Here is a 14,040-nt window from a genome sequence, read left to right on the forward strand (position 1 = left end):
CTTATGGGTAAACAACGAGTTCTATCTGGAGTACAACCGACCGGAAACCTACATTTGGGGAACTACCTGGGTGCAATTCGCAACTGGGTAGACCATCAAGCGCAATACGATAACTTCTTCTGTGTCGTTGATTTACACGCCATTACCGTCCCCCATAATCCTGCTACCTTAGCAACCGATACCTACACCATTGCGGCTCTTTATTTAGCCTGTGGCATTGATTTAGACTATTCTACAATATTCGTCCAGTCCCATATTTCCGCCCATACTGAACTCACCTGGCTGCTGAATTGTATTACCCCAATGAATTGGTTAGAAGACATGATTCAGTTTAAGGAAAAAGCAATTAAACAGGGGGAAAATGTGAGTGTGGGTTTACTCGATTATCCCGTATTAATGGCGGCGGATATTTTACTCTATAATGCGGATAAAGTCCCCGTGGGAGAAGATCAAAAACAACATCTGGAATTAACCAGAGATTTAGCAGTCAGGTTTAATCATTTATTTGGAAAAGGAAAAACCCTATTAAAATTACCTGACCCCTTAATTCGTCCTGAAGGTGCGCGGGTAATGAGTCTCACCGATGGTACTCGCAAAATGTCAAAATCCGATCCCTCCGAATTAAGTCGGATTAATTTATTAGATGATCCTGATACGATTACTAAAAAAATTAAACGCTGTAAAACCGATGCAGTTCGCGGTTTAACCTTTGATGATCCAGACCGTCCAGAATGTCATAATCTATTAATGCTTTATGGAATTTTAGCGGGTAAAACTAAAGCAGAAGTCGCAGCAGAAGCTGAGGATATGGGATGGGGTCAATTTAAACCTTTATTCACAGAAACTCTGATTGAAAGTCTGAAACCCATCCAAGCAAAATATAAAGCGGTGATGGATGATAGAGGCTATTTAGAATCGGTGTTAAAAAACGGTCGAGAAAAAGCCGAAGCGGTAGCCAACCAAACCTTAACTCAGGTTAAGCAAGCCATGGGATATTCCCTGCCTTTATAAGTTTAATTCCGATCAATTCTAATTGATCATCCTGATTTTACTATCCAATTCAGGAACTTTTATTAAGGCTACAAATTCTAAACATTAACCTTTGAAAAACAACCTTAAACTTTAAGAATGAATCGTTTCCGTACTGCTTGTCAAACTTTAGATGAATTTATTGTGACGGCGGAAGTCGCCCCCCCCAAAGGCGCAGACCCTAGCCACATGATTGAAATGGTCAGACTCCTCAAAGGTCGAGTTCATGCGGTTAATATTACGGATGGGAGTCGGGCTGTTTTAGGAATGAGTTCCCTGGCCGCTTCGATTATTTTGATCCATCATGGGGTAGAACCGATTTATCAATTGGCTTGTCGCGATCGCAATCGGATTGGTTTACAAGCGGATTTATTAGGAGCCCAAGCGTTAGGAATTAGAAATGTTTTAGCCCTAACCGGTGATCCCGTCAAAGCCGGAGATCATCCCGATGCTAAGGCGGTTTTTGATTTAGAATCTGTGCGGTTATTACAAGCAATTGATAAACTGAATCAAGGCAAAGATTGGAATAATAAAACCTTACCCGATGGGGCGACGGATTTATTTCCTGGGGCGGCGGTTGATCCCCAATCTTCCAGTTGGTCAGGGTTAAAAAGCCGATTTGAACGTAAAATAGAAGCGGGGGCGCAGTTTTTTCAAAGTCAATTAATTACGGATTTTGATCGGTTAGATAAATTCATGACCGAAATTGCTGATAGTAGTAAAAAGCCCATTTTAGCCGGAATATTTCTATTAAAATCCGCCAAAAATGCTCGATTTATTAATAAATATGTTCCTGGGGTTTGTATTCCCGATTCAATTATTGATCGTTTAGAACAGGCTAAACACCCCCTAGAAGAAGGTATTTTAATTGCATCGGAACAGGTTAAAATTGCCCGTGAACTCTGTCATGGGGTGCATATTATGGCGGTTAAACGGGAAGATTTAATTCCTAAGATTTTGGATTTAGCAGGAATAAAACCTTTGTTTTAATATCTAAGGTGAGAGCTACCACATCTAACAACTTGATTGTTTTGGGTTTCATAAACATCGAGTCAGCTTTGTTTAGTTAAAATAGCAGTTATCCCCATTACTAAGGAAAAAAACGATGAAAGGGATTCAATTTGTTGTGAATGATGCGGGGGAAAAGCAGGCGGTATTAATTGATTTATCAGAGTGGGGTGAGTTGTGGGAAGATTTCTATGATTTGTTGGTAGCTCATACTCGTCAGGATGAGGAGGAGGTGTCTTGGGAGGAGCTAAAGCAAGAAATCGAGGCTGAAGCTAATGGAAAATGAGGGTTATACTATCCGCTTTAAGAAGTCGGCGGCTAAGGAACTGCGGGGGCTAGATATCGATCTTCAATTACGCATTAGTGAAGCTATTGATTGTTTAAGTTTAGAACCTCGACCAGAAGGGGTAGTGAAGTTGAAAGGGGGCGATAATTCCTATCGGATTCGGATCGGTGATTATCGGGTTGTTTATATTATTGATGATGAGGATAGGATAGTGCTTATCATGCGGGTGAGGCATCGGCGGGATGCTTATCGTAGTTAGTTAGAGGAACTCTAAGTCAAAATACAATCAATTAACCTATTATGCAAAAAGCCAATTTTAATCAAGTTTTAGAAATGGCAGAATCTCTGTCTGAGTCAGAGCAAGATTTTTTAAAGCCACAGTTAAGAAGAATCCTCAGAAGATTCGTTGACAACTGAGTATCGCCACTGATGAACCATAAAAAGATGTGCGTGTCTAGCAGAATCTTCATTTACCCTCGAATGCACTGAGCAGATCTTCTGGTAAAGGAGCATCGAAATCATTTGGAACGGTAAACTCCCCTGCACACAAACCAAATGGTCGTAACTGCTTATGCTTACTACTGGCAATAGGTCTAATCTCAGCGATCGCCTGATCAGATCTAACAATGACAATAGTTTCACCTGCCTCTACTTGGCGCAGATATTTCAAGGGATCGCGTTGTATTTCATCAACAGTGACGTTCAACATTAAATTTAGATTCAAGAGGCAGATTTTTACCTGCCAAGTTAAGATGCTTTATTGATTTTCTCAAGGATGAACTTGCAACTCCATTGAGTTAGTGTAGTTTAGGATGGGAGATAACGTTCCTGGTTAGCGGTTGCTGTTATCTTTGCAACTTTACAGACAGCTTTAGTCAATCTGCTGCACCAGGGTTGTTAGGTGATGCTTGATGACGCGAGATCAGACTGCTGCCGAATTTCAAAACTACGCGCTCGGTACTCAGGAAGTTCGCCATTGAGAGATGTCATATAACGGTCAAGTGCTTGAAGCGGGACAGTGCGAGCTTGGCGAACATATTGCTGTAGCTGATTGACTAAGTACGCAAAGCACCGATCCGAAGCTGGTACAAATGAGAAACTATTAGAGGTGAGCAATGAGAACTGTAGGGTGCTTTGGTTCGACTGCATACCCTGAATAAATCCGTCGTTCAGAGATATTATAATATTAGGCATACATTCGTGTCCGTGATGGCGTTGATATTCCACGAGATTGTCCAAAACCGCATCTGGACTATTAGTAAATGAGTTACAAAGAATAAAGCTATAAATCTGATCCCTAAAGTTGATATCTTGATTAAATTCATCGCTAGGTGTGGCGGCGAAGGGAACCCCCATCCCGAAATTTCTAAAGGGGGCAAGAAGTCCAAGTCCTTCGTTAGTCTTGTGAGCATACCTGCGAAGCGACTTAGCTGACCTAATATTATCTAATGCCTCGAATAAAAGCTTTTTATTAACTGAACTCTTCACTTCACCGTTTGCAATAACGCCCTCAATTGGAAAATAGGTGGCATCCGGAGCGTCATTAATTGAGTAGACAGGGCAAAAGTCACGCTCAAACATAACAATATCTTGTTGTTTGCTCTGCCCACCATAGCTATCGATCAGCAAACCGGTTCCAATAGATACATAAGCCGGTAATAATTTCACGAGTTGCACACGTGCCGGATGTTCGCGCGCGCTACCAATCAGTCCAGGCGTACCAGCCTCGCTTGCATCCGCGAACTCCATTACAAGCCGTCGCCCAATGCGATTAACGAACTGTGCTGGATCAAAGTTTGACATACATTCCCCTTGCTTTGCTAAAGCTTGTGCAACCACTCGTTGTGCAACACTGTAACATCCTATGGGGATATGTTGTTGCGCTTAAGCGCATCCTAAAGAGGCGTGAACGCCTCACTACTAGGGTATGGCAATTGTCCTTAATAACTGTTCAATAATTGTTTTTGCCCGCCTTCCACCCGCCGGAATTAAACGATGGGATAAGACATGGGGCGCTAGGTATTTGACATCATCCGGTGTGCCATAATCTCTACCTAATAAAAATGCTAGGGCTTGAGTGGCTCGATGTAAAGAAATTGCACCGCGAGGACTCACCCCTAATGTGATTTCATCCGATTCTCTTGTAGCTCTAACTAAATTTAGAATATACTGTTGTAATGATGTTTCAATCTTAATTTGACGACACCAATTTTGAATTTCTAATACCTCATCCTGAGAAATACAAGGTTCTAAATCATCTACCGTTATTCCATGAGATAATCCTTGTAACATTTGCAATTCTTCCGCTTCCGTGGGATATCCTAAAGTTAGGGATAATAAAAATCTATCCATTTGGGCTTCAGGTAAGGGAAACGTTCCTTGATATTCAATGGGGTTTTGAGTTGCGATGACAAAAAATGGTTTTGGAACTAACCGAGAAACTCCATCAACGGTAACTTGTCTTTCTTCCATTACTTCTAATAATGCCGACTGAGTTCGGGGGGTTGCCCGGTTAATTTCATCGGTTAATAAAATATTAGTAAAAATCGGCCCTGGTAAAAATTCAAATTCCCCAGTTCGGGGATTCCAAATATTAGTTCCGGTGATATCTGTAGGTAATAAATCCGGTGTACATTGTATCCGATGAAACTGTCCTGCTATCGAACGAGCTAGGGATTTTGCTAATAGGGTTTTACCGACACCCGGAACATCTTCTAATAGTGCATGACCCCCGGCTAATAAAGCTACTAATGTCAGCCGAATGGCGTCTTCTTTGCCTACAATTGTCCGGCTTAAATTCTGTTTTAGAAGTTCAATTCGTTGTTTCATGGGATATTTTTATTGATAGTAGGACAAAATGCAATTGTGTCAATTATAATCCTTGCCGATAGAGAGACGCGCCGTGGCTCGTCTCTACATGGGGTATAGTATCTCCTTAGCTTGTAAACAGTCCGCGTGAATTTGAGTTTTGAGGGCATCTAAAGAGGTGAATTTCTGTTCTGGGCGCAGGAATTGTTCTAGGCTAACATTTAAGGTTTTACCATATAAATCCCCCGACCAATCTAACAGATGAACCTCCACGGTGATGTTTTGACCTGCGACCGTTGGACGACAGCCAATATTCATCACCCCCGGATGATTCACTAACTCAAAATTAGCATCACTTCCCGTTTCTGTGAGTGATTTCACCCCCATTTCCGATACTTTTACGGCATAAACCCCATAGCGAGGTAAGAATTTTTCCGTGGGTAATTGTAAATTAGCTGTGGGAAATCCGATAGTTCGTCCTAACTGTTGACCCTGAACCACCGAGCCAACTACATGATAGGATCTTCCTAATAATTGATTGGCTCGACTAATCGCACCTTGTTCTAAGGAGGTGCGAATTTCTGAGCTACTAATCCGTTCGCCATTTTCACATAAATATAAAGGAACGGTTTCTACCTTGATTCCGTAATTTCCGGCAATTTTTTCTAAATCCTTAACAGTTCCAGCCCGTTTTTTCCCAAAGTGAAAATCAATTCCGACACTAATATAATTAGGTTGTAATTTTTGAATTAAAATCTTTTCCACAAATTCTACTGGGGATAAAGCCGCCATTTGTTGATCAAAAGGTAATAAAACTAACTGTTTTACTCCCATTCTTTTTAACCATTCCGCTTTTTCATCTAGGGGAGTTAGTAACTTTTTGGGTTGACCTGTAAAAAATTCTTGAGGATGGGGATGAAAGGTGACAACTGTACTATAACCGAGTTCCGATTCTCCTAAATTACTATCCAAAGGAAATCTATCCCGCGTCAACTGGGCGACGGGGTTAGTTAAAAGCATCTCTGTCCGTTGTCGGGAATCAATTTGCGGCTGTACACTTAAAATCGGCTGAATCACCTGTTGGTGGCCCCGATGTAAGCCATCAAAGTTCCCTAAAGCAACGGCAGTGGGCGTTAATATGGTATCGAGCGATGATGTTATCCACACGCTTCACATTTTGACATAATTTTGAAATTTGCGATCGCCATTGTCAGAAAATCCTGTTAAATCAACCCTAGAGTTAGGCTAACTAGGAGACAGGAGGACTTGAATTCAAAGGTGAACTTAACTGAATCGACAATCCTTCCCTGGCGATTAAACTATTTGGAAACTGTTCGGCAACTTGTTCTCCAGTTTTATCCATAGAATCATCATTATGCAGGGGGTCATGGTGGAAAATTACTAACCGTTTAACATTAGCTGCTTTTGCCACCTTGACTGCTTCTTGCCAAGTAGAATGTCCCCAACCTACTTTACTGGTTTTTTCAGAATGATATTGTTCATCACTGTAGGTAGCATCGTAAATTAAAACATCAGCATTTCTGGCTAAAAATAACACATTTTCATCTAAGCGGTCGGGAAAATGTTCCGTATCACTGACATAAGCTGCGGAATAATTGTGCCAATTAACTCGATATCCGACCGCTTCCCCCGGATGGTTTAATAAAGCTGTTTCAACAACAATATCATCGCTAATTTTAATCGACTTACCCACATTAATATCAACAAACTTTAAGTCTGCTCCCATAATTTGTAAAGGAACTGGAAAATTAGGATGGAGCATTTGATCATTCAAACGATGCTGCACCGTTGAACCATCGGGGGCGATTGTACCATAGATATAAAAAGTATTAATTTTAATAAAAGCGGGAACAAAAAATGGAAATCCCTGAATATGATCCCAATGATAATGACTAAAAAATAAATGCCCAGTTACAGGCATTTGAGCAAGTAAAGATTGTCCGAGGACTCGTAAACCCGTACCCCCATCAAAAATCAACCGTTCTGAACCAACCCGCATTTCAACACAGGGAGTATTTCCCCCGTAGCGAACTGTTTCCGAACCCGGACAAGCGATGCTCCCTCTGACTCCCCAAAAGTGAACCGTGAACTGGTTTTGTAAATTAGACATAGGTGTTAATTGCTAGTTGGAGTTAGGCAGTTGAGTGGGTTAAGATAATTAAGTTTTGGCTGGAAAACTTAATCGTAACCGATTGAAATGCGAGTTGATCTCGGATCAATATTAGCTAATGTGACAAAATGCCATAAACTAGCCATAATGCCATTTTAATATTAGATCAAATTTGAGATCACAAAACGCAAGACTTAACTTGGGATCGTCAGAATGGATAAAGTCAGTAAAACCCTTGATCATCTTGAGCTAATTCGGATTAGCCTATCAACCAACGGTCAGCAATTCCTGCATCAAGTTCAAACTCTATTATATTCCAGGGATAGGAGAGTTAATTCTTCCCAGATGTTCCTGGCTTTACCGCTAGGGCTTAATCTGAACTGGGTTCAACCTTGGAAACGATTACGCCACCGTCGGTCGGAACGTTTGAGAAGTTGGTTATTCCTCCTGATTCTATGCGGAATTTGGGGCTGGTGGAATAGTAAACTTTTGTTTTCAACGGCTTTGGCAATGGCGGTCGTCGGTTGGGTATATCGTCTACGGGAACTTCCGGTTAACTTCAACCAATGGGACTGGTATCGACACCTGGAAAAATCTCAACGTCAATTTTTATTGGCGCTGGGGAGTGGGGTGAGTTCCGGGGTATTTCTCTATATTTGTTTATCAATTTGGACAAGTTCCGAGAGTCCAGAAATTGCGTTAAGTTTAATTGGACAAAATTTAGGAATTTTAGGAATTTTGGGTTTGATTTTAGGGCAATGGTATCAACAAAAATCCGATTTGGGTAAATCCGAACTCAATCAATGGTTAAAAGATTTAACCCAGGAGAATAGTCTGAAACGCTTGATTGCTGTCCGTCAAATCACTCAATCTTTTAAAGATTCTCCCCAAGGTTTGGGAAATCGACAGTTATTATTAGAAGCCCAACGTTGGCAACCTTTACCCACCCTCCAGTCTTTTCAAGGTATTGATCGGACTCATGTTATTGAGTATTTTCAGTTAATGTTATATCAAGAAAATGAACCCTTCGTCCGTGAAGCGTTATTGGAAGGGTTACAAATTCTGGAACAGAATCATCAGCATTATTCTTAGAAATTAAAGTTTAGAATTGAGCTTGAAAATGATGTAAAATTAATTGACCATCAAAGGTTTCAAAAGTTACTTTTTGAATATTTAAACCCGTGAGTTTTAATTGAGCATGGGGGAAATTAAGGGCATCGGAACTAATATGATGGGAAACGCTCATTCCGGTTTCTGCTACTTTTTGGCCTTCGGTATCATAAGCGGATAAAACCGTTGCACTAGAACTGGTAATCATTCCACAAAATTTATGAATGGGATATTTAAAGTTGATTTCTAAGTGTCCCCCTTTGGGCGCACCCATGATGACAGTCGTTGTGGGTTTAATCACAAAAGCGGGATTAGACGGTTGGAGAGCGATCGCATTCTTAAAAGTAATACCCCAATGTTTAAACTGATTTTCAATTACTTCAAAACAATTTAAGTCTTCTAATGCTAACCGAATTTTAGTGGAGGTTTTAATTGTAAATTCTTGATCTAAATTTAGTTCTCCCCGTTGAGGATAAACAGTAATTTCAGCAGAATTGGATTCAGAATAAATAGGAGTTTCTAACTCAAAGAGCTCAATTACATCAACCGCCGGAAAGTCTTCGTCTATCATAAGGTTTTTCATAATTACCCAAAGCCAAATTATTGATACGACAGGGTTGATTCCACCGTTCTGGTGTCAAACTGCTATCTTTTAGGAGGATGTGTCCAAAAAGAAGTGCTTAACCCATGAGGGGTATCACCCCCTATTATAAACAAGTGGAGAAAATTTGCAAACACTGGTCTAGGATTAACAAGATCCTACAAAGGTTCTGAGGCGGAATCGGGAAGATTTGGCAAGGAGAGGCAGGGGAGACAGGGGAGGTAAACTCTTGTTATTACCCATTACCGATCACGGATTTAAGAAGATTACGCAGATTAACACAAATTAAAATCAGTGAAATCCGTGAAATCCTCTTAAATCCGCGATCCCCATTACTTATTATTTTTCAAGAGGTTAATAATGTTTGAACCCAATGGATTTGGTCAGCGTTCAATTGTCACATCTCTAGGCAGAATGGTCTATTACACGGCGGAGACTGCCCCCTGGAATATTAATGAAGAATTACCCCCATTAGTATTTTTACATGGCTTTGGTGGGGGATCTTCTGCTTATGAATGGTCAAAAGTTTATCCCGCCTTTGCGAATGAATACCAAATTTTAGCCCCCGATTTAATCGGTTGGGGACGTTCAGAACATCCAGCAAAAAGTTATAAAATTGAGGATTATCTAACCACAATTACCGAATTTTTAGAACAAACTTGTTCAACTCCCGCTATTGTAATTGCCTCCTCCCTAACCGCAGCCTTTAGCATTCGAGTCGCAATTCAACGTCCTGATTTGTTTAAATCACTTATTTTAGTAACTCCCTCTGGATTATCTGATTTTGGCAAAGATTATGGACAAAGTTTATTCAGCCAAATAGTGAAAACACCTTTCTTAGATCGAGTTTTGTATTTTACCGGAATTGCTAATCCTGCTGGGATTTACGGTTTTTTACACAATCGCCAATTTGCCCAACCTGATCGAATTTATTCCGAAATTGTGGAGGCTTATTTAAAATCGGCTCAACAACCGAATGCCGAATACGCAGCTTTGTCTTTTGTGGGGGGAGATTTGTGTTTTGATTTATCCTTATATATCAGTCAATTGATCACGCCTACGGGTATTATTTGGGGTGAGAAATCATCTTTTACCAGTCCCGAAACGGGTGAACGTTTAGCTAACTTAAATCCAACGGCGGTCAAGGTTTTTCAAAAAATAGATAATGTGGGATTAACGCCCCATTTAGAACTTCCCGCCGTTACCATTGGGGTAATTCGTCAATTTCTGAAAATGCTTTAAGGCTGTTCAACCCTAGGTAAAATAAGACTATGATTCCAAAGTGACGGTTAAGTTTATGGCTAACACTGATTATTTCGATGAACTTCAGTGGCTTCCCGAAGCCAAAGTCAAACTAAAAAATATTCCCTATTTTGTTCGGACTCAGGCTAGACAACGTATTGAACAACTGGCCAGGGAAGCCGAACAAGGAATTGTGACCCCAGAAATGGTGGAACAAGCCCGCTTAGAATTTGGCCAATAACCCATCCCTTTAAAAAACAAAACCCAGAACTTGATTCTTAACTCTCCCCGACCCCCTGACTATAAAAATTGACCCTAACGCTTTAAACTGAAGGGTAGGATTTTATTGTTTTTTAAGGTTAATTACATTAACGGTGAGAAAAGTAATTATTGCGGGTAATTGGAAAATGTTTAAAACCCAATCGGAAGCTCAAGAGTTTCTGCAAGGGTTTACTAATCATTTAGATGATACTCCAGAAGACCGGGAAGTGGTGCTGTGTGTACCCTTTACCACATTGGGTGTCATGTCGAAAAGTTTACATGGGAGTCGAATTTTCCCCGGCGCTCAAAACATACATTGGGAAGATTCTGGAGCCTACACGGGGGAAATTTCTGGCCCGATGTTACTAGAATTTGGTATCCGTTATGTTGTTGTCGGTCACAGTGAACGACGTCAATATTTTGGCGAAACCGATGAAACTGTGAATTTGCGACTTAGAGCGGCTCAACGCCATGGTTTAACCCCCATTTTATGTGTGGGAGAAACCAAACAACAACGGGATGCTGGAGACACCGAAGGGGTGATTTTCTCTCAGTTGGAAAAGGATTTAATTGGGGTTGATCAAAATAATTTAGTGATTGCTTATGAGCCGATTTGGGCAATCGGAACTGGGGATACTTGTGAAACCACTGAAGCGAATCGGGTAATTGGTTTAATTCGCAGTAAATTAGTCAATTCTAATGTCACTATTCAATATGGTGGCTCTGTCAAACCTGATAATATTGATGAGATTATGGCACAGCCAGAAATTGATGGGGCTTTAGTTGGAGGCGCTAGTTTACAACCAGAAGGTTTTGCCCGTATTGTTAATTATCAATAATCAGTCATCAGTTATAGCAGGGAACACCGGAACAGCCCCCCCAAACCCCCCGTGCACGGGGGGCTGGGGGGCAGGGAACACCGGGGGAAAACACTTTACCGTCTGGGTTCCAAGATCCGTCTGGTGTCTTAACTGCCTTGGCGGTTGCTATATCAGTTAAAGAGTTTACAGTTAAAAAGTTTATAGATCAAACTTATATTTTTCCCGCTACCTATTACCCATTCGTAATTCGTAATTCGTAATTAACTATAAAAATTTATGACTATTCTCAACCCTTTAAATATTAGAAATAAAAGTCTGGAATGGGGAAAACGAACTTATATTATGGGGGTTTTGAATGTAACTCCTGATAGTTTTAGCGATGGGGGAGATTTTAATAGTTTAGAAAGGGCTTTGCATCAAGCACAACAAATGGTGGAAGCGGGAGTTGATATTATTGATATTGGGGGACAATCAACCCGTCCTGGGGCGGAAATTGTGAGTTTAGAAATAGAATTAAATCGGGTTATTCCCTTGATTGAAACCATTAGAAATAGTGCTAATCAATTATTAGCAAATATTCCGATTTCTGTTGATACAACTCGTTCTCATGTGGCGGAAGTTGCAGTTAAAACCGGAGCGGATATTATTAATGATATTTCCGGGGCTACTTTTGATGCTGAAATGTTATCTATGGTGGCTAAATTGCAGGTTCCTATTATTTTAATGCACTTGCGAGGAACGCCAAAAACCATGCAAACTTTGACCGATTATCAGGATTTAATTAGGGAGTTAGAAGGGTTTTTACAAGATAGAATTAAAGAAGCGATCGCCGAAGGAATTTCACCTCAAAATATTATTATTGATCCGGGGATTGGTTTTGCAAAAACCTTTGAACAGAATTTAGAAATATTGAGGAATTTAACAAAATTGCGATCGCTCAATTGTCCGATTTTAGTCGGAACATCTCGAAAAAGTTTTATCGGTCATATTTTAAATCAACCTGACCCAAAACAAAGGGTTTGGGGAACAGCAGCGACCTGTGTGGTGGCTATTGCTAATGGTGCGGATATTTTACGAGTTCATGATGTTAAAGAAATGGTGGATGTGAGTCGAGTTGCGGATGCTATTTATCGGGTGATTCTCGAAAAAGATTAGGAATTATTATTGCCACTTAAGCGACAATAGCTGTTAAAATAAATATAATCTGATTTATAATTAATTGTTTAACCTTTCAATAGTCTATTTCTATGTCTACTCCCGAAAAACTCTACGAAGGAAAAGCCAAAATCATCTATCCCACGGATGATCATGAAATATTACTCGCCTATTTCAAGGATGATGCGACGGCGTTTAATGCTCAAAAACGCGGAACAATTCAAGGGAAAGGAGAAATTAATAATGCGATTTCTAGCCATCTATTTCAATGTTTAGAAGCAAAAGGAGTTCCGACCCATTATATTGATTGTCCTACCCCCAATGAAATGCGGGTGAAACGGGTTAAAATTGTGCCGATAGAAGTGATTGTTCGCAATATTGCGGCGGGAAGTTTATGTAAACAAACTGGGATTCCTGCGGGTACAATTATTGAACCGACTTTAGTAGAATTTTGCTATAAAAATGATGAATTAGGCGATCCATTATTAACACGGGAACGGCTATTATTAATGAAATTAGCCACGCCGGAACAGTTGGAAAAAATTACCCAATTATCCTTAAAAATTAATCAAATTCTCTCGGAATTTTTTAATGAATGTGGGATTACTTTAGTGGATTTTAAATTAGAATTTGGGATGACTTCTGAGGGTCAATTGGTACTCGCCGACGAAATTAGTCCTGATACCTGTCGTTTGTGGGATCAATCCGAAACAGACCCCGACCGACGAGTTTTGGATAAAGACCGCTTCCGTCGAGATTTAGGAAATGTTGAATCTGGGTATCAACAAGTGCTTAAACGGGTTTTAGAGCATACCTCCAACCCATCGGAATAAAGCTAAATATTTTGATCCCCCTAAATCCTGTTGTCATGGGGTGTGGGGGGATCGCAACCTGTGATTTTCAAAGCTTTTCGATGTAGAAGTGTCAAAGCTTGTTAAGATGTCAGATGTCGCAGCAATGGCAACGGGTGTAACCATCTCTCTAAGCCTTCGCTGAGGATCGACAAATTGTAGGTGTGGGATTGTCTAAAAGAGTGAGTATCATGCGTTTATCTCCCGTCTTAGTTGCGGTTTTTACTGCTTCAGCTACGTTTGGATTATCAAACTCTGCAAATGGTCAAACCGCCTATTCAGAATCTGAAAGTTCCCTCAGTTCTCAAGAAGCTTTTGATCAAATAAATCCGAGTTTAAACCAATCGGAAACCCATGCAAAACCATCTTTAGATGTTAATCAGAGTATTCCCTCTACACCTATTAATTCTTTTGAAGGAATAGTTTTAAATAAAACTAAATCGCCGTATCCAGATCTAGCTTTTTCTCTAGGTCAATCCATAGGAAACCAGGTTTCCTATGCTTGGGTTAATACTTCCTATTCTCAAAATTTACCCGAATTTAATCCATCTCAACCTCTAATTAATTCTGCTTTAGATTCTTCTTTGAATCCTACGGAATCAGAGGTTTTACCAGAAAATTATATTAGTCTAAATAAAGGTAAAAATACAGAAGATTTAGAAAAATTAGCACAAGTTTCAACCGAGGTTTCATCTGAAATTAGCAATACTGAAGCTAATGATTTTTCTAATTCAGCC

16 protein-coding genes and 1 pseudogene are annotated in these 14,040 nt (G+C 40.2%); 11 read left to right on the forward strand and 6 right to left on the reverse strand.

The window, feature by feature from the left end:
• Positions 1 to 3 precede the first annotated feature (3 nt).
• The 4 genes from trpS (at position 4) to AC559H_RS06275 (ending at position 2,582) form a co-directional block, all read left to right on the forward strand.
• Positions 4 to 1,011 (forward strand): tryptophan--tRNA ligase, encoded by a 1,008-nt coding sequence (gene trpS / locus AC559H_RS06260; protein WP_026794040.1) that lies wholly within the window; start codon positions 4 to 6, stop codon positions 1,009 to 1,011.
• A 117-nt stretch (positions 1,012 to 1,128) separates the two neighbouring features.
• Positions 1,129 to 2,019 (forward strand): methylenetetrahydrofolate reductase, encoded by an 891-nt coding sequence (locus AC559H_RS06265; RefSeq protein WP_026794041.1) that lies wholly within the window; start codon positions 1,129 to 1,131, stop codon positions 2,017 to 2,019.
• 115 nt (positions 2,020 to 2,134) lie between these two features.
• Positions 2,135 to 2,323 (forward strand): hypothetical protein, encoded by a 189-nt coding sequence (locus tag AC559H_RS06270; protein ID WP_026786630.1) that lies wholly within the window; start codon positions 2,135 to 2,137, stop codon positions 2,321 to 2,323.
• Positions 2,313 to 2,582 carry a type II toxin-antitoxin system RelE family toxin gene (locus tag AC559H_RS06275; RefSeq protein WP_026794042.1) on the forward strand — a complete coding sequence of 90 codons (270 nt, stop codon included), beginning with the start codon at positions 2,313 to 2,315 and terminating at the stop codon, positions 2,580 to 2,582. Before AC559H_RS06270 ends, AC559H_RS06275 begins: the two co-directional genes overlap by 11 nt.
• 207 nt (positions 2,583 to 2,789) lie before the next feature.
• Here AC559H_RS06275 and AC559H_RS06280 read toward each other — a convergent pair whose 3' ends face one another.
• The 5 genes from AC559H_RS06280 to AC559H_RS06300 all read right to left on the reverse strand — a co-directional run bounded on the left by AC559H_RS06280 (position 2,790) and on the right by AC559H_RS06300 (position 7,262).
• Positions 2,790 to 3,032, reverse strand: a complete 243-nt coding sequence (locus tag AC559H_RS06280) for a type II toxin-antitoxin system Phd/YefM family antitoxin (RefSeq protein ID WP_026794043.1) — start codon at positions 3,030 to 3,032, stop codon at positions 2,790 to 2,792.
• 188 nt (positions 3,033 to 3,220) lie between these two features.
• Positions 3,221 to 4,126: a DUF6602 domain-containing protein gene (locus AC559H_RS06285; RefSeq protein ID WP_148292072.1), complete on the reverse strand. Its 906-nt coding sequence runs from the start codon at positions 4,124 to 4,126 to the stop codon at positions 3,221 to 3,223.
• A gap of 117 nt (positions 4,127 to 4,243) precedes the next feature.
• Complete coding sequence (locus AC559H_RS06290; RefSeq protein WP_026794045.1) at positions 4,244 to 5,152, reverse strand: AAA family ATPase; 909 nt, start codon at positions 5,150 to 5,152, stop codon at positions 4,244 to 4,246.
• 84 nt (positions 5,153 to 5,236) lie between these two features.
• Complete coding sequence (locus AC559H_RS06295) at positions 5,237 to 6,298, reverse strand: bifunctional riboflavin kinase/FAD synthetase (RefSeq protein ID WP_026794046.1); 1,062 nt, start codon at positions 6,296 to 6,298, stop codon at positions 5,237 to 5,239.
• An 82-nt stretch (positions 6,299 to 6,380) separates the two neighbouring features.
• Entirely contained in the window at positions 6,381 to 7,262 is an 882-nt protein-coding gene (locus AC559H_RS06300; RefSeq protein WP_026786622.1) for an MBL fold metallo-hydrolase, read from the reverse strand.
• Between the two features lie 213 nt (positions 7,263 to 7,475).
• On the opposite strand from AC559H_RS06300, the gene AC559H_RS06305 reads away from it, so the two are divergent.
• Complete coding sequence (locus tag AC559H_RS06305) at positions 7,476 to 8,354, forward strand: hypothetical protein (RefSeq protein ID WP_026794047.1); 879 nt, start codon at positions 7,476 to 7,478, stop codon at positions 8,352 to 8,354.
• A 10-nt stretch (positions 8,355 to 8,364) separates the two neighbouring features.
• Here AC559H_RS06305 and AC559H_RS06310 read toward each other — a convergent pair whose 3' ends face one another.
• Positions 8,365 to 8,955 carry a hypothetical protein gene (locus AC559H_RS06310; protein ID WP_052330970.1) on the reverse strand — a complete coding sequence of 197 codons (591 nt, stop codon included), beginning with the start codon at positions 8,953 to 8,955 and terminating at the stop codon, positions 8,365 to 8,367.
• A 378-nt stretch (positions 8,956 to 9,333) separates the two neighbouring features.
• On the opposite strand from AC559H_RS06310, the gene AC559H_RS06315 reads away from it, so the two are divergent.
• The 6 genes and pseudogenes from AC559H_RS06315 to AC559H_RS06340 form a co-directional block, all read left to right on the forward strand.
• Entirely contained in the window at positions 9,334 to 10,215 is an 882-nt protein-coding gene (locus AC559H_RS06315; protein WP_026786620.1) for an alpha/beta fold hydrolase, read from the forward strand.
• 55 nt (positions 10,216 to 10,270) lie between these two features.
• Entirely contained in the window at positions 10,271 to 10,456 is a 186-nt protein-coding gene (locus AC559H_RS06320) for a PCP reductase family protein (protein WP_026786619.1), read from the forward strand.
• A gap of 133 nt (positions 10,457 to 10,589) precedes the next feature.
• Entirely contained in the window at positions 10,590 to 11,315 is a 726-nt protein-coding gene (gene tpiA, locus AC559H_RS06325; protein WP_026786618.1) for a triose-phosphate isomerase, read from the forward strand.
• A gap of 258 nt (positions 11,316 to 11,573) precedes the next feature.
• Positions 11,574 to 12,452, forward strand: coding sequence for a dihydropteroate synthase (gene folP / locus AC559H_RS06330; RefSeq protein WP_026794048.1), 879 nt, complete (start codon positions 11,574 to 11,576; stop codon positions 12,450 to 12,452).
• 92 nt (positions 12,453 to 12,544) lie between these two features.
• Positions 12,545 to 13,285, forward strand: coding sequence for a phosphoribosylaminoimidazolesuccinocarboxamide synthase (gene purC, locus AC559H_RS06335; protein ID WP_026794049.1), 741 nt, complete (start codon positions 12,545 to 12,547; stop codon positions 13,283 to 13,285).
• Between the two features lie 209 nt (positions 13,286 to 13,494).
• Positions 13,495 to 14,040, forward strand: a pseudogene (locus AC559H_RS06340) (hypothetical protein); the annotation flags it as partial.

Source organism: Planktothrix prolifica NIVA-CYA 540 (genome assembly GCF_963864145.1).
GTDB classification, from domain to species: domain Bacteria; phylum Cyanobacteriota; class Cyanobacteriia; order Cyanobacteriales; family Microcoleaceae; genus Planktothrix; species Planktothrix agardhii.

Excerpts from the sequence above, each read along its gene's own strand:
- AC559H_RS06285 (WP_148292072.1), bottom strand. The coding sequence starts at position 4,126 with ATGTCAAACTTTGATCCAGCACAGTTCGTTAATCGCATTGGGCGACGG.
- AC559H_RS06315 (WP_026786620.1), top strand. The coding sequence starts at position 9,334 with ATGTTTGAACCCAATGGATTTGGTCAGCGTTCAATTGTCACATCTCTA.
- folP (WP_026794048.1), top strand. The coding sequence starts at position 11,574 with ATGACTATTCTCAACCCTTTAAATATTAGAAATAAAAGTCTGGAATGG.
- AC559H_RS06305 (WP_026794047.1), top strand. The coding sequence starts at position 7,476 with ATGGATAAAGTCAGTAAAACCCTTGATCATCTTGAGCTAATTCGGATT.
- AC559H_RS06280 (WP_026794043.1), bottom strand. The coding sequence starts at position 3,032 with ATGTTGAACGTCACTGTTGATGAAATACAACGCGATCCCTTGAAATAT.
- AC559H_RS06275 (WP_026794042.1), top strand. The coding sequence starts at position 2,313 with ATGGAAAATGAGGGTTATACTATCCGCTTTAAGAAGTCGGCGGCTAAG.
- trpS (WP_026794040.1), top strand. The coding sequence starts at position 4 with ATGGGTAAACAACGAGTTCTATCTGGAGTACAACCGACCGGAAACCTA.
- AC559H_RS06290 (WP_026794045.1), bottom strand. The coding sequence starts at position 5,152 with ATGAAACAACGAATTGAACTTCTAAAACAGAATTTAAGCCGGACAATT.
- AC559H_RS06265 (WP_026794041.1), top strand. The coding sequence starts at position 1,129 with ATGAATCGTTTCCGTACTGCTTGTCAAACTTTAGATGAATTTATTGTG.
- purC (WP_026794049.1), top strand. The coding sequence starts at position 12,545 with ATGTCTACTCCCGAAAAACTCTACGAAGGAAAAGCCAAAATCATCTAT.
- AC559H_RS06320 (WP_026786619.1), top strand. The coding sequence starts at position 10,271 with ATGGCTAACACTGATTATTTCGATGAACTTCAGTGGCTTCCCGAAGCC.
- AC559H_RS06310 (WP_052330970.1), bottom strand. The coding sequence starts at position 8,955 with ATGAAAAACCTTATGATAGACGAAGACTTTCCGGCGGTTGATGTAATT.
- AC559H_RS06300 (WP_026786622.1), bottom strand. The coding sequence starts at position 7,262 with ATGTCTAATTTACAAAACCAGTTCACGGTTCACTTTTGGGGAGTCAGA.
- AC559H_RS06270 (WP_026786630.1), top strand. The coding sequence starts at position 2,135 with ATGAAAGGGATTCAATTTGTTGTGAATGATGCGGGGGAAAAGCAGGCG.